22 protein-coding genes are annotated in these 24,321 nt (G+C 71.5%); 19 read left to right on the top strand and 3 right to left on the bottom strand.

Annotated elements, in window-relative coordinates; genetic code table 11:
• The 5 genes from KBI5_RS25800 to cobA all read left to right on the top strand — a co-directional run.
• The coding region (locus tag KBI5_RS25800; protein WP_241882643.1) for a putative leader peptide at window positions 1–218 on the top strand (218 nt) is incomplete at its 5' end.
• A 60-nt stretch (window positions 219–278) separates the two neighbouring features.
• Complete coding sequence (locus KBI5_RS03825) at window positions 279–1,988, top strand: nitrite/sulfite reductase (protein WP_011434985.1); 1,710 nt, start codon at window positions 279–281, stop codon at window positions 1,986–1,988.
• A complete protein-coding gene (locus tag KBI5_RS03820) occupies window positions 1,981–2,217 on the top strand; it encodes a hypothetical protein (protein ID WP_011434986.1) in 237 nt (78 codons plus the stop codon). Before KBI5_RS03825 ends, KBI5_RS03820 begins: the two co-directional genes overlap by 8 nt.
• Before the next feature lie 101 nt (window positions 2,218–2,318).
• Complete coding sequence (locus tag KBI5_RS03815; RefSeq protein WP_085014324.1) at window positions 2,319–2,990, top strand: phosphoadenylyl-sulfate reductase; 672 nt, start codon at window positions 2,319–2,321, stop codon at window positions 2,988–2,990.
• Between the two features lie 60 nt (window positions 2,991–3,050).
• Window positions 3,051–4,577, top strand: coding sequence for a uroporphyrinogen-III C-methyltransferase (gene cobA / locus KBI5_RS03810; protein ID WP_085014333.1), 1,527 nt, complete (start codon window positions 3,051–3,053; stop codon window positions 4,575–4,577).
• Here cobA and KBI5_RS03805 read toward each other — a convergent pair.
• A complete protein-coding gene (locus KBI5_RS03805) occupies window positions 4,543–5,016 on the bottom strand; it encodes a CbiX/SirB N-terminal domain-containing protein (protein ID WP_085014323.1) in 474 nt (157 codons plus the stop codon). The two genes, cobA and KBI5_RS03805, sit on opposite strands and share 35 nt — an antisense overlap.
• Window positions 5,017–5,118: 102 nt before the next feature.
• Entirely contained in the window at window positions 5,119–6,084 is a 966-nt protein-coding gene (locus tag KBI5_RS03800) for an NAD(P)/FAD-dependent oxidoreductase (RefSeq protein WP_085014332.1), read from the bottom strand.
• Window positions 6,085–6,629: 545 nt separating this feature from the next.
• Between KBI5_RS03800 and KBI5_RS03795 the strand changes: the two genes are divergently transcribed.
• The 5 genes from KBI5_RS03795 to KBI5_RS03775 all read left to right on the top strand — a co-directional run bounded on the left by KBI5_RS03795 (window position 6,630) and on the right by KBI5_RS03775 (window position 12,132).
• The gene (locus KBI5_RS03795; protein WP_085014322.1) at window positions 6,630–8,468 is read left to right on the top strand and encodes a serine/threonine-protein kinase; all 1,839 of its coding nucleotides are present in this window, start codon (window positions 6,630–6,632) and stop codon (window positions 8,466–8,468) included.
• A 42-nt stretch (window positions 8,469–8,510) separates the two neighbouring features.
• A complete protein-coding gene (locus KBI5_RS03790) occupies window positions 8,511–8,771 on the top strand; it encodes a hypothetical protein (RefSeq protein WP_085014321.1) in 261 nt (86 codons plus the stop codon).
• Between the two features lie 327 nt (window positions 8,772–9,098).
• Window positions 9,099–10,286, top strand: a complete 1,188-nt coding sequence (gene mqnC, locus KBI5_RS03785; protein WP_011434993.1) for a cyclic dehypoxanthinyl futalosine synthase — start codon at window positions 9,099–9,101, stop codon at window positions 10,284–10,286.
• 24 nt (window positions 10,287–10,310) lie between these two features.
• Window positions 10,311–11,393, top strand: coding sequence for an adenosine deaminase (gene add / locus KBI5_RS03780; RefSeq protein WP_085014320.1), 1,083 nt, complete (start codon window positions 10,311–10,313; stop codon window positions 11,391–11,393).
• Window positions 11,394–11,409: 16 nt separating this feature from the next.
• A complete protein-coding gene (locus KBI5_RS03775; RefSeq protein WP_035940880.1) occupies window positions 11,410–12,132 on the top strand; it encodes a demethylmenaquinone methyltransferase in 723 nt (240 codons plus the stop codon).
• 74 nt (window positions 12,133–12,206) lie between these two features.
• Here the strand turns inward: KBI5_RS03775 and KBI5_RS03770 are convergent, their stop codons facing one another.
• A complete protein-coding gene (locus KBI5_RS03770) occupies window positions 12,207–12,926 on the bottom strand; it encodes a dienelactone hydrolase family protein (RefSeq protein WP_011434996.1) in 720 nt (239 codons plus the stop codon).
• Between the two features lie 571 nt (window positions 12,927–13,497).
• On the opposite strand from KBI5_RS03770, the gene KBI5_RS03765 reads away from it, so the two are divergent.
• The 9 genes from KBI5_RS03765 (at window position 13,498) to nuoH (ending at window position 24,321) form a co-directional block, all read left to right on the top strand.
• Window positions 13,498–14,802, top strand: a complete 1,305-nt coding sequence (locus KBI5_RS03765; RefSeq protein ID WP_198537489.1) for a geranylgeranyl reductase family protein — start codon at window positions 13,498–13,500, stop codon at window positions 14,800–14,802.
• A gap of 118 nt (window positions 14,803–14,920) precedes the next feature.
• Window positions 14,921–15,283 (top strand): NADH-quinone oxidoreductase subunit A, encoded by a 363-nt coding sequence (locus KBI5_RS03760; RefSeq protein WP_085014318.1) that lies wholly within the window; start codon window positions 14,921–14,923, stop codon window positions 15,281–15,283.
• Complete coding sequence (locus KBI5_RS28595; protein ID WP_085014331.1) at window positions 15,274–16,089, top strand: NADH-quinone oxidoreductase subunit B; 816 nt, start codon at window positions 15,274–15,276, stop codon at window positions 16,087–16,089. The genes KBI5_RS03760 and KBI5_RS28595 overlap by 10 nt, the downstream gene beginning before the upstream one ends.
• A 33-nt stretch (window positions 16,090–16,122) precedes the next feature.
• The gene (locus KBI5_RS03750; protein WP_347272464.1) at window positions 16,123–16,803 is read left to right on the top strand and encodes an NADH-quinone oxidoreductase subunit C; all 681 of its coding nucleotides are present in this window, start codon (window positions 16,123–16,125) and stop codon (window positions 16,801–16,803) included.
• Between the two features lie 88 nt (window positions 16,804–16,891).
• Window positions 16,892–18,340 (top strand): NADH-quinone oxidoreductase subunit D, encoded by a 1,449-nt coding sequence (locus KBI5_RS03745; protein WP_085014317.1) that lies wholly within the window; start codon window positions 16,892–16,894, stop codon window positions 18,338–18,340.
• Window positions 18,340–19,128, top strand: a complete 789-nt coding sequence (gene nuoE, locus KBI5_RS03740; RefSeq protein ID WP_011435002.1) for an NADH-quinone oxidoreductase subunit NuoE — start codon at window positions 18,340–18,342, stop codon at window positions 19,126–19,128. The genes KBI5_RS03745 and nuoE overlap by 1 nt, the downstream gene beginning before the upstream one ends.
• Window positions 19,129–19,130: 2 nt before the next feature.
• Window positions 19,131–20,462 carry an NADH-quinone oxidoreductase subunit NuoF gene (nuoF, locus tag KBI5_RS03735; RefSeq protein WP_085014316.1) on the top strand — a complete coding sequence of 444 codons (1,332 nt, stop codon included), beginning with the start codon at window positions 19,131–19,133 and terminating at the stop codon, window positions 20,460–20,462.
• A 5-nt stretch (window positions 20,463–20,467) separates the two neighbouring features.
• Window positions 20,468–22,975, top strand: a complete 2,508-nt coding sequence (locus tag KBI5_RS03730; RefSeq protein WP_023839798.1) for an NADH-quinone oxidoreductase subunit G — start codon at window positions 20,468–20,470, stop codon at window positions 22,973–22,975.
• Complete coding sequence (gene nuoH / locus KBI5_RS03725; RefSeq protein WP_085014315.1) at window positions 22,972–24,321, top strand: NADH-quinone oxidoreductase subunit NuoH; 1,350 nt, start codon at window positions 22,972–22,974, stop codon at window positions 24,319–24,321. Before KBI5_RS03730 ends, nuoH begins: the two co-directional genes overlap by 4 nt.

Below are 24,321 nucleotides of genomic sequence, written 5' to 3'. Positions count from 1 at the left end.
CCGTACTTCTGTGGAAACATGGGCTCGTGACTACGTGCGCCCTCGCTGGTGGGGTGCCGGTTGGGCAGGCGTCGGGCCTTCCGGTCGATGCCTCCCGCCGGCGCCGGGCTGCGTCGTCCCCCGCGGTGCCGTGCCTGGTGATCGAGCCGATGCTCGTCGCCCGTCTGCACGTCGACCTGCTGCGGGTTTCCAGCGCCGGCTGTCGCCGCCCCCGCTGACGTCTCCGTTCGTGGCGCCCGCTGTCGGCGCCGCGACTTCCTCGCGCACCGAGAGATCTCATGACTTCTCCTGCTCGTCCTGCCCGGTCCGCGCGCCCGTCCCGACCCAAGGGAGCGGGCCAGTGGGCGTTGGGATATTCCGAGCCGCTCAACGCGAACGAGCGGATGAAGAAGGACCAAGGCGGCCTGGAGGTGCGGGACCGCATCCTCAACCTCTACCCGCGCACCGGTTTCGACGGGATCGATCCCCAGGACCTGCGGGGCCGGTTCCGGTGGTGGGGTCTGTACACCCAGCGCCGGCCGGGGATCAGTGGCGGGCGGACGGCGATCCTCGAACCCGAGGAACTGGACGACTCCTACTTCATGCAGCGCATCCGGCTCGACGGCGGCCGGATGACCTCGGATCAGCTCCGGGTGATCGCCGACGTCTCCACCTGCTACGGCCGGGACGTCGCTGATGTCACCGACCGGCAGAACATCCAACTCCACTGGATCCGGATCGAGGATGTGCCGGCGATCTGGGCGGCGCTGGAGAACGCCGGCATGACCACCGCCGAGGCCTGTGGCGACACCCCCCGGGTGATCCTCGGTTGCCCGCTCGCCGGGGTCGACGGTGACGAGATCATCGACGGGAGCGAGGCGATCGACGAGGTCGTCCGCCGGTTCGTCGGCGACCCCACGCTGGCCAACCTGCCCCGTAAGTTCAAAAGCGCCATCTCCGGCTGCGCCGACCACTGCACGTTGCACGAGATCAACGACATCGCGTTCGTCGGGGTCGTCCATCCGGAGCTGGGAGCCGGCTACGACCTGTGGGTCGGTGGCGGTCTGTCGACGAACCCACGGCTCGGCGTGCGGCTGGGCGCGTTCGTGCCGCCGGCGCGGGTTGCCGAGGTCTGGCACGGCGTCGTATCGCTGTTCCGAGACTACGGCTACCGACGGCTGCGCACCCGCGCCCGGTTGAAGTTCCTGGTCGCGGACATGGGCGCCGAATGGGTGCGCGCGACTCTGGAGAAGGAGTACCTGGCTTCGGCGCTGCCCGATGGCCCGCCGCCGGCCCCGCCGCGCAGCGAGGGGCGCGACCACATCGGGGTGCACCGCCAGCGCGACGGCCGCAACGCCGTGGGGTTCGCACCGCGGGCGGGTCGGCTCAGCGGGACCACGCTGAGCGCGGTGGCGGACCTCGCCGACCGGTTCGGGCAGGGCCGCATCCGCGCCACGACGACGCAGAAGCTCGTCATCCTCGATGTCGCCGACGCGGACGTCAACGCGCTGGAGGCCGAACTCGGTGCGCTCGACCTGGTGGTCCGCCCGAGCGTGTTCCGGCGCGGCACGATGGCCTGCACCGGTATCGAGTTCTGCAAACTGGCGATCGTCGAGACCAAGGGTCGGGCCCGCGACCTCATCGACGAGCTCGAACGCCGGCTGCCCGACTTCGACGAGCCRATCGGGATCAACGTCAACGGCTGCCCCAACGCCTGCGCCCGCTTTCAGGTCGCCGACATCGGGCTCAAGGGCTCCCTGGTACCGGACGACGCCACCGGTGAGATGGTCGAGGGCTTCCAGGTCCACCTCGGCGGGCACCTGGGCACCAGGTCGCGGCTGGGCCGCAAGTCGCGTGGTCTGAAGGTGACCGCCGACGGCCTCGTCGACTACGTCGTCGCGGTGCTGGAGACCTACCGGGCGGACCGGACCGCGGGGGAGAGCTTCGCGGACTGGGCGGAGCGGGCCGACGAGGCCCAACTGACGGCGCTCGGTGCCGCAGATGGCTAGCGGTGAGCGGGTGGTGCCCTTCTACTGCCCGTATTGCGGCGAGGAGGACATCGTCCCGGACACGCCGCCGGAGGGCTCCGGCGCGGGACATGGTCACGGGTACTGGGCGTGCCGGTCCTGCCTGCGGGGCTTCCGGCTGAGCCTGACGGCCCTCGCGGTCGCCTCGGGCGGGACCGCCGTCATCACGGGCGGGGCGTTCGGCGCGGCGGAAGAGCAGGCGGCACGGTGATCGGCAATGGACAGCACCCGGGCGGCTGCCCGGTGGACGACCGCGGCATCCGCCTGCGGCGTCGCCGGAGCCGGGTTGCGTGACGACGAGGAGACGAGCTGATGGATGCCGCGTTGCAGGCCCGGGCGCTGCGGGCCGGGGACGACCTCGAGGGCGCGCCGGCGGAGGAGATCCTGCGCTGGGCGGTCGGGGAATTCGGGACGAAGCTGGCGATCGCCGCCTCGATGGCTGAGGCGATCCTCGTGGACATGCTCGCCCGGATTCGGTCCGACGTCCCCGTGGTTTTCATCGACACCGGTTATCACTTCCCCGAGACCGTCGGTACCCGGGACGCGGTGGCCGGAACCTACGACCTGCCGATCATCAGCGCCCGTCCGCAGCTCACCGTCGTCGGCCAGGACGCCGTCTACGGCCAGGACCTCTACCGGACCGACCCGGACCTGTGCTGCCGGATGCRCAAGGTCGTTCCGCTGGATCGGGCCCTGGCGCCCTACCGTRCCTGGGCCGCGGGGTCGCGGCGGGCGGAGTCGCCCAGCCGGGCGAAGCTCCGGGTCGTCGACTGGGACGCCCGACGGGGCAAGGTGAAGATCCACCCGCTCGCGGCTTGGACCGACGAGGACGTCGAACGCTACGTGGCCGAGCACGGCGTCATCGTCAACCCGCTCCTCTCCGATGGTTACGACTCGGTCGGCTGCTGGCCGTGCACCCGGCGGGGCGCCGGCCGGGAGGGCCGGTGGGTCGGTTCGATCAAGACGGAGTGCGGCATCCACTGACCTCCTCGGGCCTGCCGGCTGCCGGTGTTCGAAGGCAACCGAGCAGGTACGGTGCACGCCGTGACGGACGGGCGAAGTGTGGGTGAGGTCTGGCTGGTCGGCGCGGGTCCGGGCGATCCCGGTCTGCTCACCGTTCGCGGCCGTGAGGTGCTGGCGAACGCGGACGTCGTGGTCACCGACCGGCTCGCCGCGGCCGTCCTCCTCGGCGCCGCCCCGGCCGGCGCCGAGATCATCCACGTGGGCAAGAGCCCGGCCGCCCCGTCGTGGACCCAGGAGGAGATCAACGCGGTCCTCGTCGACCGGGCGCGCGCCGGTGCGCGCGTCGTCCGCCTCAAGGGCGGCGATCCCTACATGCTCGGGCGAGGCAGCGAGGAGGCGCAGGCCTGCGCCGCGGCGGGGGTCGCGTGCACCGTCGTGCCCGGCGTCACCTCGGCGCTGGCCGTACCCGCCTGTGCCRGCATCCCGGTCACCCATCGTGGTCTCGCGCAGGAAGTTGCCATCGTCTCGGGGCACCTGCCACCCGGCCATCCGGAGTCGACGGTGGACTGGGCCGCTCTCGCGGCCTCCCGGGCGACCATCGTCATCCTGATGGGGGTGGCGCGTCTCATGGACATCGCCGACGCGCTGCTCACCGGCGGTCGCCCCGAGGCGACGCCGGTCGCGGTCATCGAGCGCGGGGCGACCCCGGCGCAGCGGGTCCTGCGGACCACCCTGGACGCGCTGGCGATCGACGCGATCGCGGCCGGTGTGCGGTCTCCCGCGGTGATCGTGGTCGGAGAGGTCGCGGCGCGCCGGGACGCGCTGGCCTTGGAGGCGGGGCCGCTCACCGGGATCCGGGTACTCGTGGCCCGTACCCGGCCGCGGCCGGGTCTGCTGGCTCGCCGGCTGCGGCAGCTGGGCGCGGATGCGGTCGAGACCGTCGTTGCCCGGCCCGCGCCGGTCGAGGACGCCGGTGCCGCGCTGGTGGCGGCGCTGCCGGGAGCGGGCGGCCTGCTGCTGGCCGATGCGGACGAGGTCGCCGCCGTGGTGACCCTGCTGCGTCGAGCCGGCACCGACGTGCGGGCGTTGGCCGGCCTGACTCTCGTCGCGGCCCGCGAGGACGCCGCGGAAGCGCTTGACGGCCTGGGCCTCGCCTCGGTGCCCGTCGCCGAGCTGTCCACGGATCCGCTGTCCGCGGATCCATCGTCGACCGGTCCCGCCGGTCCCGCCGGTCCGACCGGCTCGTCGCGGGTGCTGATCGCCGGCGCGGCGGACCCGCCGGACGCGGTGTGTTCCCTGCGCCGGGTGCCGCTGCTCACCGACGTGACCGCCGAGCCGGATCCCCGGATCGCCGAGGAGCTCCGGCATGGCGACTTCGACGTCGCGGTCTTCGCGTCGTCCACCGCCGCCCGCGGCACCGCCGAGATCTACGGACCTCTCCCGCCCGATCTGCTCATCGCGGCGATGGGTCGACGCAGCGCGCTGGCCTGCGCGGCGGCGGGCATGCGGGTGGACATCGTGCCCACCGAACCCGGGGTCCATCCGCTCGCGGCCGCCGTCGCGGACTTCGTCGTCACCAGCCGGTCCACCGGCTCGCCTGGGGGTTGATCTTCAGGGTGGCGGCATCGGCTTCGCGGACCAGGAGACGCAGGGTGTCGTCGAGTCGCGCGCGGACCGCGTCGACGACGCTCGCGTGCAGCCCGAGCGGCTCCGACAGCACCCATCGGGTCGTCGGGTGCCGGCACCGGGCGCCCTCCAGTGCCGCCGGGATGTCCCGGCGGGTGTGGTTGCCGTCGAACAGGAAGAACGGGTAGGCGACGATTTCGGTGCATCCCGCGTCGGCCAGCGTGGCGTACCCGGTGGCGATGTCGGGCTGGGCGATTTCAAGGAAGGCGGCTTCGACCGCCCCCCACGTCCATGGCGCGGCGGCATGGCCGGGATCGACCACATGGYCGGGATCGACCAGGAGCCGGTGGGCGAGTTCCCGAACCGTCGCGTTCGCCTCGTCCCGCCGGGATCCGTGACCGATCACCAGTAGACCGCGCATGTTCCCAGTGTGCGCCGCGGGTCCGCCGGTGCCCGGTCGGAAACGGCCACATCCGTCGGCCGCATCCGTCGGCCACGCCTGTCGGCCACGCCCGCCGGGCGCTCAGCCGCCGGTGCCGTCGTCGGAGCTGTGCCCCGGGAAGATCTTTGYCGACGGGTCCACCAGCGGCGCCGCGTTGTTGACCGCCGTCGCGGCCTCCCCGAAACCCGTCGCGATCAGGCGGACCTTCCCCGGGTACTCGGTGATGTCGCCGGCCGCGAAGATCCGCTCGACCCCGGTCGCCATCGTCGGGTCGACGACAATGTGCCGCTTGTCAATGGTCAGATTCCAGCGGGTCAGCGGTCCGAGGTCGGCGGTGAATCCGAGCGCGGCGACGACCGCCTGCGCGGGTCGGACATGTCGGTCGCCGGTGCGGGTCTGCACCAGTTCGACCTTCTCGATCCACTCCTCACCGTGGACCATGGCGACCTCGGTGAAGGTCAGGATCTCGACGGAGGACGCCTCGACCCGCTCGACTGTGGACATATGCGCCCGGAACCGGTCCCGCCGGTGCACGAGGGTGACCGAGCGGGCGATCGGCTCCAGGGCCAGCGCCCAGTCGAAGGCGCTGTCCCCGCCGCCGACCACGATGACGTCCTGGCCGGTGTGGACGTCGAGCTTGGGCACGAAGTAGACCAGGCCGCGGCCCAGATGCGCGGTGCCGGTGGGCAGCGGGCGGGGGGCGAAGGTGCCGAGACCGCCGGTGATGACGACGACCTTGGCGCGTACCCGAAGGCCCTGGCTGCTGGTCACCACCACGGCGTCCGGCTTGTGGGCCAGCTCGGCGGCCTGCTGGCCCAGCAGGTAGGTGGGGGAGAACTGGTTCGCCTGGATCAACAGGGCGTCGATCAGTTCCCGCCCCCGGACGGCCGGCAGACCCGCGATGTCGTAGATCACCTTCTCCGGGTACATCGCGGTGACCTGACCGCCGGCCTCGGGCAACGAGTCCATGAGCGCGACCGACATGCCGCGGAATCCGGCGTAGTAGGCGCCGTAGAGACCGGCCGGACCGGCGCCTACGATCAGCATGTCGACGTCGGTGTCGACCGGGGAYGTCCCCGACCGCACGGCGCCGGTGACGCTCGCTCCGGCCGCGGGGTCGGTCTCCGTGACCGCGTTCGCGGGCTGGTGCGCATCGGCGGACTGCGTGACCACGGGTGACTCCCTAGGCTTGGCGGCCGACCGGCGCTGTCGGGGCAGCCGGTCGGTAGCAGTGGATGTTCCCTCCCTCATCCTGCCGGAGACACACCTCACCCGCCTTCATCCGCGGAATGGTGAGTCGTCGACCACCTGTGGTTGTTGTCGACCACCTGCGGTCTCCTCGGATACGRCTGGCGGGAACGATCGGATCCGCCGCGTCGGCTGGCGGACAACGCTCGACATCGATTTACTCGAGAGGGTTAGCGTGACTTCCGCGCCGTTGCGGATGCCCGTAGGGACTGGGCGACGACGGACTGTGGCGTGATGATGGGTTCATCTCCCTGCACGGGGAGACAATTGCGGCACCGGTGACGGCTCCCAGGCCGGAACGGTACCTGGGCCGCGGCCGGAGGTATAACACGGGCGGGAGAACAGTGACGGAACGATCGGCGCGTCGGGTTTCGCCTATCGGCGGATATCCGGCCGAGGCGCCGCATCCCGATGATCCGACCACGATCGGTGTTTACCAGGTCGTCGGTCGGCTGGGCGCGGGTGSGATGGGAACGGTGTTCCTCGCCCAGGACGCGGCCGAGAAGTTCGTTGCGATCAAGGTGATCAGGTCGGACCTCGCCGCCGACCCGGAATTCCGGGCACGTTTCCGGGACGAGGTGGCGGCCGCTCGGCGGGTCGCGCCCTTCTGCACCGCCCAGGTACTCGACGCCGATCCCGACGCGCGTCGTCCTTATCTGGTCACGGAGTACATCGACGGCGTCCGGCTTGATCAGGCCGTCACCGAGTCCGGTCCGCTGCCGCTGTCGACACTGCAGGGCGTGGCGGTCGGCGTGGCGTCCGCGCTCACCGCCATCCACCGGGYCGGCATCGTGCACAGGGATCTCAAACCGAGCAACGTCATGCTGTCGTACTCCGGCCCCCGGGTCATCGACTTCGGGATCGCCCGCACGCTCGACATGACGAAGGGCCGCACCCAGACGGGTCTGGTCCTCGGCTCGGTCGGCTGGATGGCGCCCGAGCAGATGGAGGGCGCTGCGCTCGGTCCGGCGGTCGACGTCTTCGCCTGGGGACTGCTGATCGGCTACGCGGCCACCGGCGGTCACCCCTACGGCCACGGCACCTACCTGGAGATGTCGGAGAAGATCCTGACGGGTCAGCCGGACCTGCGGGCCATGCCGCCGGATCTCACGCCGATCGTCCGGTCCGCGCTCGCCCGCGACCCCCGGGACCGGCCCTCCACCGAGAACCTGCTGCTCACCCTACTCGGCGAACGCGGCCGGGCCGGTGACGCGCGGGACGCCGCGACCGCACTGCTCGACGGGACCTGGCCACGGGGGCGCAGTACCGCCGGGGCTGGGGCGGCCGCGCTCGCCGGGGGTGCCGGGGCCGGTTGGCCGGATCCGACCCACGTTGCGACCCCGTATGAACAGCGGCGCTGGTGGGAGAATGAGCCCCGGCCCCTCGGCGGCGACCGTTGGTGGAACGACTCGGCCCGCGACAGGCCCCCGCCGGCCGGTCCGCCTGTGCCGCCACCCGCGCTGGCACCGCCACCGGCCGCCGACCGTGCCGCGGGCCCGCGGCACGGGGTGCCGCGGGCCCGTCGACGGCGCCGCGGCGGATTCGTCCAGTACGACGATGAGGCCGACGGGAACGGCCACCGATCGGGTTTCGACAATTCCGGCGAGGGGGGCCATCCGCCGCCGGCGCCGGACGCCCGCCCGAGGCACGGCGGCCAGCCCCGGGTGGATTCTCCGCACGCCGGTCAGCCCTACCCGGACCAGGCCCACGCGGGTCGGCCCTACGCCGGTCGGCCCTACGCCGGTCAGCCCTACGCCGGCCGTGCCGCGGAGGCGGCACCGTCTCCCCAGGCGCCGGCCCGGCCCCGCCCCGTGGCCCAGCAGCGGCCCCCGTCGGCGCCCGCGGGTCCCGCGCCTGCCCCGGCCCCGCGGGTGGCCGAGGCGCGGCCGGCGCCGCGCGGACGCGCGCCGGCTCCCTACGCCGAATCGGTGCCGCGACCGCGTCCCCGGCRTCGGTTCCGGCTGCGGATCCCTTTCAAGCGCACGATCCTGTTCGTTCTTGTCGTCCTGCTGCTGCTCTCCGCGGCGGACCAGATCGCCTTGATGGTCGACGAACAGCGCCAGCGGTTGTGGAACAAGGTCGTCACGTCCGTCAAGGATGRCACCCATGACCAGCTCGACAGCCTGTGGAACCGGGTGAGGGACACGTTCGGCGGCTCCTCGGGCGGGTCGTCGAACGGGTGACCGGCAGGCGTAAACCCCTGCCCGRATAGGTACACCGTTGTCATGGCCAGTTTCTCGAACAAGATCACGGACTTCCTACACAGCCCGAAGACCAAGGAGATGGTCAACAAGGCCAAGGCCGCGGCCAACCGGCCGGAGAACYGGGCCAAGATCAAGCAGCTCCAGGCGAAGCTCACCAGCCGCGGCCACGGTCACCACGACGCCGGTCCCGCCAGCCCGGCYGGCTCCTCGACAGCCGGCTACACTGACGCCACCCGTGGTGGCTCCAGCCCGGTGGAMCCGAGGACGCGATCCGGACACTGACCGTTCATCCCCCGCGTCGCGCCGAAGGCTCCGACGGCTACCCTGGGAGGATCGCCGAAGGTGATTCGACGGAGACCCCGAACGGCGCCCGATGCCAGGGGTCCCCGCGTCGCGCGGAAGGCTCCGACGGCTACCCTGGGAGGATCACCGAAGGTGATTCGACGGAGACCCCGAACGGCGCCCGATGCCAGGGGTCCCCGCGTCGCGCGGAAGGCTCCGACGGCTACCCTGGGAGGATCGCCGAAGGTGATTCGACGGAGACCCCGAACGGCGCCCGATGCCAGGGGTCCCCGCGTCGCGCCGAAGGCGCTACGCGGGGAGGGCCGTATGGATGTCGATGGTGAGATTCCGGTGGGTCGGGGTGGTGGCGAGATCCGGTCTGTGCTGGACCGGGCCGCAGCCGGCGGGCGTATCTCCGCGGAGGAGGCGCTGCTCCTCTATACGAGGGCGCCGCTGCACGCGCTCGGCGGCGCGGCGGACACGGTCCGTCGGCGCCGTTTCCCCGATGGCATCGCGACGTACATCATCGACCGGAACATCAACTACACGAATGTCTGCGTGACCGCCTGCCGGTTTTGCGCCTTCTACCGCGCTCCGAAGCATGCCGAGGGCTGGGTCCGCGACGTCGAGGACATCGTCGCCAAGTGCGGGGAGGCRGTCGAGCTCGGCGCCACGCAGATCATGCTGCAGGGCGGGCACCATCCCGACTTCGGCATCGAGTGGTATGAGCGTACCTTTGCCGCCATCAAGAAGGCATATCCCCAGTTGGCGCTGCACTCGCTGGGCGCCAGCGAGGTTGTGCACATCGCCCGGACGTCCGATCTGACTTTTCCCGAGGTCATTACCCGGCTGCGGGACGCGGGCCTGGACAGCTTCGCGGGCGCGGGAGCGGAGATTCTCACCGAACGGCCCCGGCAGGCGATCGCTCCGCTGAAGGAGCCCGGTCACGTCTGGYTGTCCGTGATGGAGACCGCCCACAACCTCGGCCTGGAATCCACCGCCACCTTCATGATGGGCACGGGGGAGACGAACGCCGAGCGCATCGAACACCTGACGATGATCCGGGACGTCCAGGACCGGACCGGCGGGTTCCGTTCGTTCATCCCCTGGACCTACCAGCCGGAGAACAATCATCTCGGCGGGCGCACCCAGGCGACGACCCTGGAGTACCTCCGCCTCGTCGCGGTCGCGCGGCTGTTCTTCGACAACATCACGCACCTGCAGGGCTCCTGGCTGACCACCGGCAAGGAGATCGGCCAGCTCACCCTGCACATGGGCGCCGACGACCTCGGCTCGGTGATGCTGGAGGAGAACGTCGTCTCCTCCGCCGGGGCGCGCCACCGCACCAACCGGTCGGAGCTGATCTCCCTGATCCGTGCTGCCGGCCGCATCCCCGCTCAGCGCGACACCCGCTACCAGCACCTCGTCGTGCACCGCGACCCGGCGCAGGACCCGGTTGACGACCGGGTGGCCTCGCACTTCTCCTCCACCGCGCTACCGCTCATCTCCGCGTAGCCGGGCGCACCATACAGTGACCGGGTGAGTGACCCCTCCGGATTCGCGGTCCCGTCCCCGACCGGGCCGAAGATCGAACTCCACGTCCATCTGGAGGGCACGGTCCGTCCCGCCACCCTGCTGGAGATGGCGCGCCGCAACTCCGAGGCGCTGCCTGCCCGCACGGTCGAGGGCCTCGCGGACCTCTACCGCTTCCGCGACTTCGACCACTTCCTGAAGGCCTGGATCCTCACCACCCACGTGATGCGGACGGAGGCCGACTTCCGCCAGGTGGTCGTCGACTACGCCGCCGAGGCGGCCCGGGCGGGCGCCGTCTACCTGGAGGGCATCTTCTCGCCCTGGTTCCGGGTCCATCGGGGGGTCCGCGTCGAGGAGATCTTCCACGGCTACGCCGACGGGGCGATCGAGGCCCGGGAACGCTATGGCGTCGAGGTGCGCCTCACCCCGGACATCGAGCGGGTGCTGCCGGTCGAGGYCGCGATGGAGGTGGCGCGGTGGGCGGTGCGGTTCGCCGATCGCGGTGTCGTCGGCATTGGGCTCGGCGGACCGGAGGTCGGTCATCCCCCCGAGCCGTTCGCGCCGGCGTTCGCACTGGCCGCCGACGGCGGGCTCGCCGCGGTCCCGCACGCGGGGGAGACGGCGGGCCCGGTGTCCGTACGGGGCGCGCTCGACGCGCTGGGAGCCAGGCGGATCCGGCATGGGATCCGGGCCGCCGAGGACCCCGAGCTGATGCGACGGCTGGTCGATCAGGGGATCGTGCTGGACGTCTGCCCGGTGTCCAACCTGCGGACTCGGTCGGTGGCATCCCTCGACGACCACCCCTTGGCGGCGTTGCTGCGGGCCGGGGTCGCGTGCTCGCTTGCCACCGACGATCCCGCTATGTTCGGCACCGATCTGGAGACGGAGCACGCGGTCGCGGCAGGGCTCGGTGCCCGGGCCCGCGACCTGTACACCGCCGGGGTCGCGGGCGCGCTGTGCGACGAGCCGACCCGCACGCGGCTGYGGCGGATCGGCGAGAGCACCGACTGGGACACCGTCGAGAGGGCCGCCCGCGACGCCTCGGCGGCGGCCTCGGCGCGGTTCGGCGGCGGGGAAGGGGCATGGTGAGCGGGGAAGGGGCATGGTGAGCAGAGCGGGACTCGACAAACGTCCGCGGGACGTCGCGTCGATGTTCGACGGGGTGGCCAACCGGTACGACCTGACCAACACCGTGCTCACCGGCGGGCTCGACCGGACCTGGCGGCGCGCCGCGGCGGGCGCGCTGGACCTGCGGCCGGGGCTTCGGGTCCTCGACCTCGCCGCCGGGACGGCGACCTCGTCACGAGCCTTCGCTCTCGCCGGGACCGATGTGGTGGCCTGTGACTTCTCCCTGGGGATGCTGCGGGCCGGGCAGCGTCGGCTGGCGTCGCGGCCGTTGCCGGGGGAGGCTGGGCGGATCCTGCTGACCGCCGGGGACGGGCTGCGGCTGCCGTTCCGGGACGAGACCTTTGACCGGACGACGATCTCGTTCGGTCTGCGCAACGTCGCCGACACGTTCGGCTGCCTCACCGAGCTGCGTCGGGTGACCCGTCCGGGCGGGATGCTCGTGGTGTGCGAGTTCAGCCGCCCGGTCTGGGCGCTCTGGCGGACGGTCTACGTCGAGTACCTGATGCGGGCCTTGCCGGCCGTGGCCCGCGCGGTGAGCAACAGCCCGGACTCGTATGTCTATCTCGCCGAGTCGATCCGGGCCTGGCCCGCCCAGGCGGAGCTGGCTGGCCTGCTGCGGGAGGCGGGCTGGTCCCGGGTCGGCTGGCGCAACCTCACCGGCGGCGTGGTGGCGTTGCACCGGGGTCACGCCCCGGACTGACGGTCCTGGACCGGTCATGGTGCTGGACCGGTCATGGTGCTGGACCGGCCGGCGCCACGGCAGGCGGGGTGGGCTCAGCCGGGAACATGCGAGTCGAACCAGGTCAGCATGCGTGACCAGGCGTCCTTCGCCGACGGGCCGTGGTAGGCGCCGGCGCGGGCGTCGTTGTGGAAGCCGTGCCCGGCCTGTGGGTAACGGACGATCTCGGCGGGCACGGACGCCTTCCGTGTCGCCGCCCGCAGGTCCTCCACCTCCGAAGCGAGGATGCTCGGATCCTGGTCGCCGTACAGGCCGAGCCACGGTGCCTGCAGGCGGTCGGCGAGATCCAGCTGGGCGGGTTCCCCGAAGCGGCGCATGGTGATCCCGCCACCGTAGAAGGTGCTCGCGGCGCCGAACGGCCGGGCCACCGCAGCCTGGAAGGCGATGCTCCCGCCGACRCAGAAGCCCACGACGGCGCAGCGGTCGATGGCGGTGCCCTCCTCGGCGAGGATGGCCAGCGCGGCGTCGATGTCGGCGAGAAGGTCGGTGCCGTTGAGCTCATCGAGGATCTTCACCGCGGAGGCGAGGTCGTCGTAGTCGAAGACGGGCGAGCCCGCGCGGTGGAACAGGTCGGGGGCGATGGCCCGCCAGCCCGCGCGCGCGAACCTCGAGCAGACATCGGTGATGTGCTCGGTGAGGCCGAACGCCTCGTGGAGGACGACGACGCCGCCGCGTGCGGGACCATCGGGTTCGGTGAGCGTGGCCGGGGCGGGCCCGTCGGGGGTGGGGATGACGACGGTCTCTGCGGTGGTCATCGCGTTCTCTCGTTCCCAGTCCGTGCTGCTTTGGGTGACGGTGTTCGGGTGACGGCGTTCGGGTGATGATGCGTCCGTGTCGTCGGGACACCGGCGGCGACCGCGGACGAGCCACCGCGTTTCGGGTGACCTGTGGAGGGACTACCCCGCACGGGCGCTGATCCCACCCCGGGGGCGAATATGGGCCACCGGCGGGCGGTGGGGCCCGGCTTCGTGGTTTCTCCGTTGCGCTTCACGCTCCGGGCGAGTGTTGCGGACCGACACCAGGCGGGTGAGCTGGCCTGATCCAGGCTGATCGGGCGAAGATTTTACCCGCCGCTCACGATGGCGATCGGCGGCCGAGCCCCGGCGGCGGGCGTCCGGCGCCGCGAACTATCGCTCACGGTAACGATAGGGTGTACGAAATCAACCCGTCCGTTCTTCGCAGCATCCTGGTTGGTGCGATTGACCTGTGCAAGGCCTACACTCGCCGGGAACGCTCGTGAAGAATTTCACGAGCACACAGGTGGAGGGCCCCCGGTGGGGCGCCCCCGGGACGAGTGGTCTAGCAGATCCGGAGCAATTCGTGACCATGGCGACGACAAGGGCTGATGGTGCGGCCGGCCGGTCGAAGGCCGACGCCGACGTCATCGTGGTCGGCGCGGGTCCGGGTGGCTCCTCGGCCGCCTACCATCTCGCCAGCGCCGGGCTCGACGTGCTCCTGCTGGAGAAGACGACCTTCCCCCGCGAGAAGGTCTGTGGCGACGGGCTGACCCCGCGGGCCGTCCGCAGCCTCGTGGACATGGGTGTCGACACCTCGCCCGTGGCCGGATGGGCCCGTAACCGGGGGCTTCGCATCATTGGCGGCGGCGTCCGCCTGGAGTTGCCCTGGCCGGAGCTGGCGAGCTGGCCCGACTACGGCCTGGTCCGTCCGCGGCTTGACTTCGACGATCTGCTGGCCCGCCACGCGGTGAAGGTTGGTGYCCGGCTGCACGAGGGGACCGCCGTGACCGGTCCGCTGCTCGACGAGCGCACCGGACGGGTCGTCGGCGTGCACGCCAGGACCGGCACTGACCGGGCACCTGTGACATTCCGGGCGCCATTGGTCGTCGCGGCGGACGGTAACAGCGCCCGCATCGCGCTCGCCCTCGGTATCCGCCGCCGGGAGGACCGGCCGCTCGGGGTCGCGGTCCGCCGCTACTACCGCAGCCCCCGCACGCACGACGACTTCCTCGAGTCCCATCTGGAACTGTGGGAGGGCAGGCCGCGCGAGAGCCGACTGCTGCCCGGCTACGGCTGGATCTTCGGGGTCGGTAACGGCACGAGCAACGTGGGCCTCGGCCTGCTGAACACCACGGACGCCTTCCAGAACACCGACTACCGGGACCTGTTGCGCCGCTGGCTCGCCGCATTGCCGCCGGAGTGGGGATACACCGAGGACAACGCCATCGGCCCGGTGCGTGGCAGCGCCCTGCCGATGGGCTTCAACCGGACCCCCCATTACCGCGACGGCGTGCTGCTGGTCGGTGACGCGGGCGGGATGGTGAATCCCTTCAACGGCGAGGGCATCGCCTACGCGCTCGAATCCGGTCGGTACGCCGCCGAGATCGCCGTGCAGGCCCTCGCCCGCCCGGATGGTCCGGCGCGGGAGCGGGCACTCGGCCAGTACCCGGAACTCATGCGGGCCCGGTACGGGGGCTATTACACCCTGGGCCGGTTCTTCGTCCAGCTCATCGGCAATCCGACGATTATGGCGTTCGGTACCCGCTACGGGTTGCCGAGACCGGTCCTCATGCGTTTCGTTCTCAAGATCATGGCAAATCTCACCGACCCCCGGGGAGGGGATGCGATGGACCGGCTGATCAACGCGATGACCCGGCTCGCTCCCGCGGCCTGACGTGTCCGAAATGGCCACTGGTTCCGCGGACCGAGTCCGGACCGTTTGCGGTCCGTTCACCGGCGAGCCGTTTCACCCCAACGTCCGGTAACAAACTCTCGAAGGAGAGGAGTTCGGCATGCTCTCGAACTATGTGCCGATCCTCGTTCTGCTCGTGATCGCGGCCCTGTTCGCGGTCGGTTCGGTCGCGGCCGGTGCGCTGATCGGCCCGCGCCGGTTCAACCGTGCGAAGATCGACGCATACGAGTGCGGGATCGAACCCTCCCCGGCCCCGGCCGGACCGCAGCGTTTMCCGGTGAAGTACTACAACACCGCGATGCTCTTCATCGYCTTCGACATCGAGATTATCTTCCTCTTCCCCTGGGCGGTCGCCTTCGACAGTCTGGCGGTATTCGGTCTCGGCGCGATGGCGTTGTTCATGGCGACCATTTTCGTCGCGTACGCCTACGAGTGGCGGCGTGGAGGYCTGGAATGGGACTAGAGGAGAAGCTGCCGGGCGGTGTGCTTCTCGCCAGCGTCGAGAAGCTCGCCAACTGGTCACGGCGCTCGTCGCTGTGGCCGGCGACCYTCGGGTTGGCCTGCTGCGCGATCGAGATGATGTCGACGGGAGCCGGCCGCTACGACCTGTCCCGATTCGGCATGGAGGTCTTCCGGGCCAGCCCGCGCCAGGCCGATCTCATGATCGTTGCCGGCCGGGTGAGTCAGAAGATGGCGCCGGTGCTGCGGCAGATCTACGACCAGATGCCCGAGCCCAAGTGGGTGCTGTCGATGGGTGTCTGCGCCAGCAGCGGCGGCATGTTCAACAACTACGCGATCGTGCAGGGTGTGGACCACATCGTCCCGGTCGACATGTACCTCCCCGGCTGCCCACCGCGGCCGGAGATGCTCATGGATGCCATCATCAAGCTGCACGAGAAGATCCTCGCCGGCCCGATCTCTGGCCGGATCGAGCACACGAAGATCGGCTCCTCGCCGTATCCGAAACCCATCGAGGTGGCCACCGCCCGGGCCGGTCTGCCGGAGGGCGCGTTCGACACCCGGACCCTCTCGGTGAACGACCGCAAGCGCTTCTCGATCCCGGCCGGGGCGCCGGCGCCGACGGGTGGCGGGGCGGTCGAACCCGCCCTGGACACCCGCCGCCCCGCCGCCCTCGCGCCGCCGTCGGTGTTCGGGCGCGCCAAGCGGATACCGGTCGACCCCAAGCCGAGTGACGAGGCCCGGGCGCACGGGCCCGGTCCAACCACCGAGAGCATCGGTGATGTCGACGGCCCGGATCGGGGGATCTAGGCAGTGAGCGACGAGAGCACAGCCTCCGCCGACCTGATACCGGGCGCCGCCGGCGTGCCCGGCGGTCCGGGTGGGCAGCGCCGGGACGCGTTCGGCGCCGGTGACAGCGGTGACACCTCCGGGTTCGGCGGGCTCGTCACGCCCGTTCCGATCCTGAGCTCCACCGCCCGCCCGTTCGGTGACGCCGACGCCGACGCCGTCTACGACGCGCTCGAACGTGCCTTCCCCCAGCTCGGCGACGCCGTCGAACGGGTGGTGGTGGACCGCGGGGAGCTGACCGTCCACGTGCGCCGGGAGAGCCTCGTCGCCGTCGGGCAAACCCTGCGCGACGACCCCGACCTGCGGTTCGAGCTGCTGTCCTCGCTGTCCGGCGTGGACTACCCGGACGACGTCACCGGYCGTCGCCTGCACTCGGTGGCCCACCTGACCTCGATGACGCACCGTCGCCGGGTCCGGGTCGAGGTGTCCGTCACCGACGCCGATCCCACCGTGCCGAGCCTGACCTCGGTGTGGCCCACCGCGGACTGGCACGAGCGCGAGACCTACGACATGTTCGGCATCGTCTACACGGGTCATCCGGGCCTGACCCGGATCATGATGCCGGACGACTGGATCGGGCACCCGCAGCGCAAGGACTACCCGCTGGGGGGCATCCCCGTCGACTACAAGGGTGCCACGATCCCGCCGCCAGACGAGCGCCGGAGCTACTCGTGACCCCGCGTCCGGCCCCGGCCGGCCGGCGGCACCGCCAAGGCGATATCCCACGAGGCGACATCCCACGAGGCGACATCCGAGGTTCGCTATGACGACCAACACGTCGACTTCCTCCACCACGGACGATCTGACCACCGGGGCTCCCAACGGCACCGGGGCCCCCGACGGCGCGAACGGCGTCGGGGGCCCGACCGGGACCGTCGGCGGACCCGGGGAGCATCCGGCCTACGAGGCCGGCTTCACCGAGTCGGCGAACGGGCGGGTCTACACCGTCACCGGCAGCGACTGGGAGCAGATCCTCGGCGTCGGCGAGGAGGAGAACGAGCGGATCGTCGTCAACATGGGGCCGCAGCACCCGTCGACCCACGGGGTGCTCCGCCTGGTCCTGGAGATCGAGGGCGAGACGGTCACCGAGACCCGCCTCGTCATCGGCTACCTGCACACCGGCATCGAGAAGAGCTGTGAGTACCGCACCTGGACTCAGGCGGTCACCTTCCTCACCCGGGCGGACTACCTCTCGCCGCTGTTCAACGAGGCGGCCTACTGCCTGTCGGTGGAGAGGCTGCTGGGCATCACCGAGCAGGTACCCGAGCGGGCCACGGTGATCCGGGTGATGGTGATGGAGCTCCAGCGGATCGCCTCGCACCTGGTGTGGCTCGCGACCGGCGGCATGGAGCTCGGCGCCACCACCGCCATGATCTTCGGTTTCCGGGAGCGGGAGAAGGTCCTCGACCTGCTCGAGCTCATCACCGGGCTGCGGATGAACCACGCCTACATCCGGCCCGGGGGCCTCGCCCAGGATCTCCCCGACGGCGCCGAGCGGGCCATCCGGGCGTTCCTCGCGGACATGCCGAAGCGGATCAGGGAGTATCACGCGCTGCTCACCGGCCAGCCAGTCTGGAAGGCCCGGATGGTCGACGTCAACGTTCTCGACGCGGCCGGCTGCATCGCGCTGGGGACCACGGGCCCGGTGTTGCGCGCCGCGGGCCTGCCGTGGGACCTGCGCAAGACCATGCCCTACTGCGGCTACGAAACCTACGAGTTCGACGTGCCGACCGCGCTGGAGGGCGACTCCTTCGCCCGCTACCTGGTGCGGCTGGAGGAGATGGGCGAGTCACTCAAGATCGTTGATCAGTGTCTGGACCGGCYGCGTCCCGGCCCGGTCATGGTCGCCGACAAGAAGATCGCCTGGCCGTCCCAGCTTTCTGTCGGGTCCGACGGGACGGGCAACTCACTCGCGTACATCCGGAAGATCATGGGGACCTCGATGGAGGCCCTGATCCATCACTTCAAGCTGGTGACCGAGGGATTCCGCGTCCCGGCCGGTCAGGTCTACACCCAGATCGAGTCGCCGCGCGGAGAGCTCGGCTACCACGTGGTCAGCGACGGCGGCACGAGACCCTTCCGCGTCCACGTGCGGGATCCAAGCTTCGTCAACCTGCAGGCCGTCCCGGCGCTGACCGAGGGCGGCCAGGTGGCGGACGTGATCGTCGGGGTCGCCTCAGTCGACCCGGTGCTCGGGGGAGTTGATCGTTGATGGCGTTCTCGCCGGAGACCCATGCGGCCGCGCAGGAGATCATCGCCAGGTACCCAGCCGGCCGATCCCGTTCGGCCCTGCTCCCGCTGCTGCACCTGGTACAGGCCGAGCAGGGATGCGTGACCGCGCAGGGCGTCGCGTTCTGCGCGGACGTGCTGGGCATCACCCGGGCCGAGGTCGGCGCGGTGGCGACCTTCTACACGATGTACAAGCGGCATCCGGTCGGGGACTACCTCGTCTCGGTCTGCACGAACCTGTCGTGCGCGCTGCTCGGTGGCGAGGACGTCTACGAGCGGGTCTCGAAGCTCCTCGGGGTCGGCCATGACGAGACGACGCCGGACGGGTCGATCACCCTCGAGCACGCCGAGTGCCTCGCGGCCTGCGACTACGCACCGGTCATGACGGTGAACTACGAGTTCTACGACCAGGTCGACCCCGACTCCGCCCAGGCGATCGTCGAGGACCTGCGAGCGGGGCGGCGGCCGGCGCCGACCCGCGGCGGTCCGCTGTGCTCGTTCGCCGAGGTCTCCCGCCAGCTCGCCGGGTTCGGCGATCCGAGACCGGAGGGCGTCGCGGGCCCGGGGGTCGGCGAGCCGTCGGTCGTGGGTCTCCTCGTGGCCGAGGCGGCCGGCTGGAGCGCCGAGCAGGCGCCCGCGCCGCTGGTCACCCACGGCGTGGTGGCCGACGCGGCGGCGCCGCGGCCCGCCGCCCCACCGCCTGCCGGGCCGCCGCCCGCGGTGGTTCCAGCGCCGACGACCCCGGCCTCCTCGGAACGGAAGGGGAGCTGACAATGCCCGTCACCCCGGTCCTCACCCGGCGCTGGAACACGCCGGAGTCGTGGACGATCGAGACCTACACCCGCCTCGACGGCTACACCGCGCTGCGCACCGCCTTCGCGATGGCCCCGGACGACCTCATCAAGCTGGTGAAGGACTCCGGGCTGCGGGGGCGCGGCGGCGCCGGCTTCCCCACCGGGATGAAGTGGGGCTTCATCCCGCAGGGCGACGGCAGGCCGCACTACCTCGTCATCAACGCCGACGAGGGGGAGCCGGGCACCTGCAAGGACGCGCCGCTGATGATGGCGGACCCGCACTCGCTCATCGAGGGGATCATCATCGCGGCCTACGCGGTGCGGGCCGGCCGGGCGTTCGTCTACCTGCGCGGCGAACTGATCCACGCGGCCCGTCGGCTGCAGGCCGCCGTGGCCGAGGCCTACCGGGCCGGCTACCTCGGCCGGGACATCCTCGGCAGCGGCTTCGACCTCGACCTCGTCGTGCACTCCGGCGCGGGCGCCTACATCTGCGGCGAGGAGACAGCCCTGCTCGACTCCCTGGAGGGCCGTCGCGGCCAGCCGCGGCTGCGCCCGCCGTTCCCCGCGACGCACGGCCTGTACGCCTCCCCGACGGTGGTCAACAACGTCGAGACGATCGCGTCGGTGCCGTACATCGTGAACTACGGCGTGGACTGGTTCCGGTCAATGGGCCGGGAGCGCTCGCCGGGGCCGAAGATCTACAGCCTGTCCGGGCACGTGACCCGGCCCGGCCAGTACGAGGCCCCGATGGGCACCACGCTGCGGGAGCTGCTCGACTTGGCCGGCGGCGTGCGGGGCGGTCACGGGCTCAAGGCGTGGACCCCGGGCGGGTCGTCCACTCCGATGCTGACCGCCGAGCACCTCGACGCGCCGCTCGACTTCGAGGGCATGCAGGAGGCCGGGTCGCTGCTTGGCACGGCCRCACTCATGATCATGGATGACACGGTCGACATGCTCAAGGTCGTCCGCCGGCTCACCCAGTTCTACGCGCACGAGTCGTGCGGCAAGTGCACTCCGTGCCGCGAGGGCACCACCTGGATGGTGCAGATCCTGTCCCGGATGGAACGGGGCCAAGGCGACGCCGAGGACGTGGACACCCTCGTCGACGCCTGCGACAACATCTTCGGCCGGGCATTCTGCGCGCTGGCCGACGGGGCCACCTCCCCGATCGTCTCGGGGATCAAGTACTTCCGGGACGAGTTCATCCCGGTGAGTGCGGTGACCACGAAGCCGAACCCCACCCCGGGAGACGCCACGGCCGGCGACGGCTCGCCCGCGTCCGCCCCGGGTGCCTACGCGGGAGCGCACTGACCATYATGACCGTCGCCCCATCCAGGCCTCGCGCCTCCGAGCCGGCCCAGCCGGCCGCACCCGACCTCATCACCCTCACCATCGACGGGCTGTCGGTGAGCGTGCCCAAGGGCACCCTCATCATCCGCGCGGCCGAGCTGCTCGGCATCGAGATCCCGCGGTTCTGCGACCATCCGCTCCTCGACCCCGTCGGAGCCTGCCGGCAGTGCATCGTCGAGGTGGAGGGCCAGCGCAAGCCGGTCGCCTCCTGCACCACGACGGTGGCCGCCGACATGGTCGTGAAGACCCAGCTGACCTCGCCGGTCGCCCGCAAGGCCCAGGCCGGCACGCTTGAGTTCCTGCTCCTCAACCATCCGCTCGACTGCCCGATCTGCGACAAGGGCGGCGAGTGCCCGCTGCAGAACCAGTCGATGGCGAACGGCGGCGCGGTCTCCCGGTTCAAGGAGACCAAGCGGGTGTACCCGAAGCCGCTGGCGATCTCCACCGAGATCCTGCTGGACCGGGAGCGCTGCGTGCTGTGTGCCCGCTGCACCCGGTTCTCCGCCCAGATCGCCGGGGACCCGTTCATCGAGCTGTTCGAGCGGGGCGCCGCCGAGCAGGTCGCGGTGAGCGACGGGCAGCCGTTCTCCTCCTACTTCTCCGGCAATACCGTGCAGATCTGCCCAGTGGGGGCGTTGACCAGCGCCGCCTACCGCTTCCGGGCCCGGCCCTTCGACCTGGTCTCCACGCCCACGGCGTGCGAGCACTGCGCGTCGGGCTGCTCCCTGCGCACCGACCACCGCCGGGGCAGGGTGACCCGTCGCCTCGCCGGCGACGACCCGGCGGTGAACGAGGAGTGGAACTGCGACAAGGGCCGGTTCGCCTTCACCTACGCGCGCGCGGCCGATCGGCTCACCACCCCGCTGATCCGCGACGACGACACCGGGCAGCTCGTCCCGGTCTCCTGGAGCGAGGCGCTCAAGTACGCCGCGCGGGGGCTGGCCGAGTGCCGGGACCGGCGCGGGGTCGGGGTGCTCACCGGCGGGCGGCTGACCCGCGAGGACGCCTACGCCTACGCGAAGTTCACCCGGGTGGCGCTGGCCAGCAACGACGTGGACTTCCGGGCCCGGCCGCACTCCGCCGAGGAGGAGCAGTTCCTCGGGTATGCCGTCGCCGGTACCGGCATCGGCGTCACCTACGCCGATCTCGAGGCCGCCCCGGCCGTGCTCCTGGTGGCCTTCGAACCGGAGGAGGAGTCGCCCATCGTCTTCCTGCGGCTGCGTAAGGCCGTGGACAAGCACGCCGCGGCCGTGCACGCGCTCGCCCCCCTGGCGAGCCGGGGGCTGACCAAGCTCGCCGGCACCCTCGTGCCGACGCGGCCGGGCGAGGAGGCGGCCGTCCTCGACGCGCTCGCCGCCCCCGACCGGGGCGGGCCGGAAGCACCGACCACGCGGGCCCTGCGGGCGCCGGGGGCGGTGATCCTGGTGGGCGAGCGGGCCGCGGAGTTCCCCGGGGCCCTGTCCGCGGCCGTCCGGCTGGCCGAGGCGACGGGTGCCTCGCTCGCCTGGGTTCCGCGGCGGGCCGGTGACCGCGGCGCGGTCTCGGCCGGACTGCTTCCCTCGCTGCTGCCCGGCGGTCGCCCGGTCACGGATGCCGCCGGGCGCGCCGAGGTCGAGGAGGTCTGGGGGGGTCCGCTGCCCGGCGCGCCCGGCCGCGACACCGACGGCATGCTGGCTGCCGCCGCGGCCGGGCGGCTCGACGGGATGATCGTCGCCGGCGTTGACGCGGAGGACCTGCCGAATCCGGCGAGTGCGCTCGCGACGCTCGCCCGGATGCCGTTCTGCGTCTCGATCGAGCTGCGCCGGTCGTCGATCGCCGAGGTCGCGGACGTGGTTCTGCCCATCGCCCCGGTGGCGGAGAAGGCCGGCTCGTTCGTCGACTGGGAGGGCCGGCTGCGACCGTTCCAGCGGGCCCTGGACACCCCGGCCCTGCCAGACGTCCGGGTGTTGCACCTGCTTGCCGCCGAGATGGGCCTCGACCTCGGCCTGCCCGACGCCGGCGCGGCCGCCCGCGAGCTGCGCGCCCTGGGTCGGGCCGGCGACGGCGTGAGCCGGGTGCCCGCACCGTCGGAGCCGATCGCCGAGCCGCCCGTCGCGGGGGTGGGTGAGGCGGTGCTCGCGACCTGGCACCAGCTCGTCGACGACGGCGCTCTGCAGGCCGACGAGCCCTACCTGGCGGGCACCGCGCGCCCGGCGGTGGCCCGCCTGTCCGCCGCGACCGCCGCCGAGATCGGCGCCGTGGCCGGGAGACGGGTGACCATCACGGCCTCCCGTGGCTCGATCACCCTGCCCGTCGAGGTCACGGCGATGCCCGACCGGGTGGTCTGGGTGCCGACCCACTCGCCGGGCTCGCACGTGCGCCGGGCGCTCGCCGGGGACGCCGGGGTCCTCGTCCGGGTGGGCCCCGCCGAGGACGATCCCCCTGCCGAGGACGGCACCCCCGCCGGGGACGACACTCCCGGAGGCCGCGCATGAGCGCCACCCCGTCCACGCTCGTCTGGGCCGCGGCCGCGGATCCGGACCTGCACGCGTTCGCCGACGACCCGTTCTGGCTGATCCTGCTCAAGGCCGTGGCGGTGTTCGCCTTCCTGCTGCTGATGACGCTGTTCGCGATCGTGTTCGAGCGCAAGGTCGTCGCGAAGATGCAGCAGCGGGTCGGCCCGAACCGCCACGGCCCGAGGGGCTGGCTGCAGAGCCTCGCCGACGGCGCCAAGCTGATGCTCAAGGAAGACCTCATCCCGGTACTCGCCGACAAGCCGATCTTCATCCTGGCGCCGATCGTCTCCGCGGTGCCGGCGTTCCTCGCCTTCGCGGTGATCCCCTTCGGCCCGGAGGTCTCGATCTTCGGGGAGCGGACCACGCTGCAACTGGCGGACCTGCCGGTGAGCGTGCTCTACCTGCTGGCAGCCGCCTCCCTCGGCGTCTACGGGCTCATTCTGTCGGGCTGGTCGAGCGGGTCCACCTACCCGCTGCTCGGCTCGCTGCGTTCGGCCGCGCAGATCATCTCCTACGAGGTCGCGATGGGGCTCGCGTTCGTCGCGGTGTTCATCTACGCCGGCACGCTGTCGACCTCCGGCATCGTGGCGGGCCAGTCGGGTCGCTGGTACATCGTGCTGGTGCCGTCGTTCGTCCTGTACTGCATCTCGATGGTCGGCGAGACGAACCGGACCCCCTTCGACCTCCCCGAGGCCGAGGGCGAACTGGTCGGCGGGTTCCACACCGAGTACAGCTCCATCAAGTTCGCGTTCTTCTTCCTGGCCGAGTACATCAACATGGTCACCGTCTCGGCGATCGCGACGACCTTGTTCCTCGGGGGCTGGCAGCCTCCGCCCATCCCCGGCCTGTCCGGTCTGAACTCCGGCTGGGTTCCGCTGATCTGGTTCGTCCTCAAGCTGCTGGCGTTCCTGTTCTTCTTCATCTGGCTGCGCGGGACGCTGCCGCGGCTGCGGTACGACCAGTTCATGAGCTTCGGCTGGAAGGTGCTCATCCCGGTCGGTCTGGTCTGGGTGCTGGCCGTCGCGACCTTCCGCGTCTACCAGAAGCACGTGGACGACCGCACGCCCTGGCTCGTCGGGTTTGGCGTGGTCGTCGGCATCCTGCTGATCGTCGCGCYCATCGATCCCGGCGGCGCGAGGCACCAACGGGAGCTGGAGGAGGCCGAGCAGCGCAAGCTGGCCGAGGCGCCGAGCCTCGACCGCATCCCGTGGCCCCCCCCACCGCAGGCCGCTGGACGGGGTCGTCCGGCGGTGTCCGCCGGTGCCTCGGCCAATGGGTCGTCCACTGTCATCCCCGCGGACCCCGGTCCGCGTCAGGAGCGTTGA

The organism is Frankia sp. KB5 (genome assembly GCF_002099325.1).
GTDB classification, from domain to species: domain Bacteria; phylum Actinomycetota; class Actinomycetes; order Frankiales; family Frankiaceae; genus Frankia; species Frankia casuarinae.
Note: the sequence above shows the minus strand (reverse complement) of the source record. Positions and strands in the feature narration are given on the sequence as shown.

What these genes read in the sequence shown, in the direction of transcription:
- KBI5_RS03820 (WP_011434986.1), top strand. Translation starts at nt 1,981, where the DNA reads ATGGCTAGCGGTGAGCGGGTGGTGCCCTTCTACTGCCCGTATTGCGGC.
- nuoE (WP_011435002.1), top strand. Translation starts at nt 18,340, where the DNA reads ATGGCGTTCTCGCCGGAGACCCATGCGGCCGCGCAGGAGATCATCGCC.
- KBI5_RS03730 (WP_023839798.1), top strand. Translation starts at nt 20,468, where the DNA reads ATGACCGTCGCCCCATCCAGGCCTCGCGCCTCCGAGCCGGCCCAGCCG.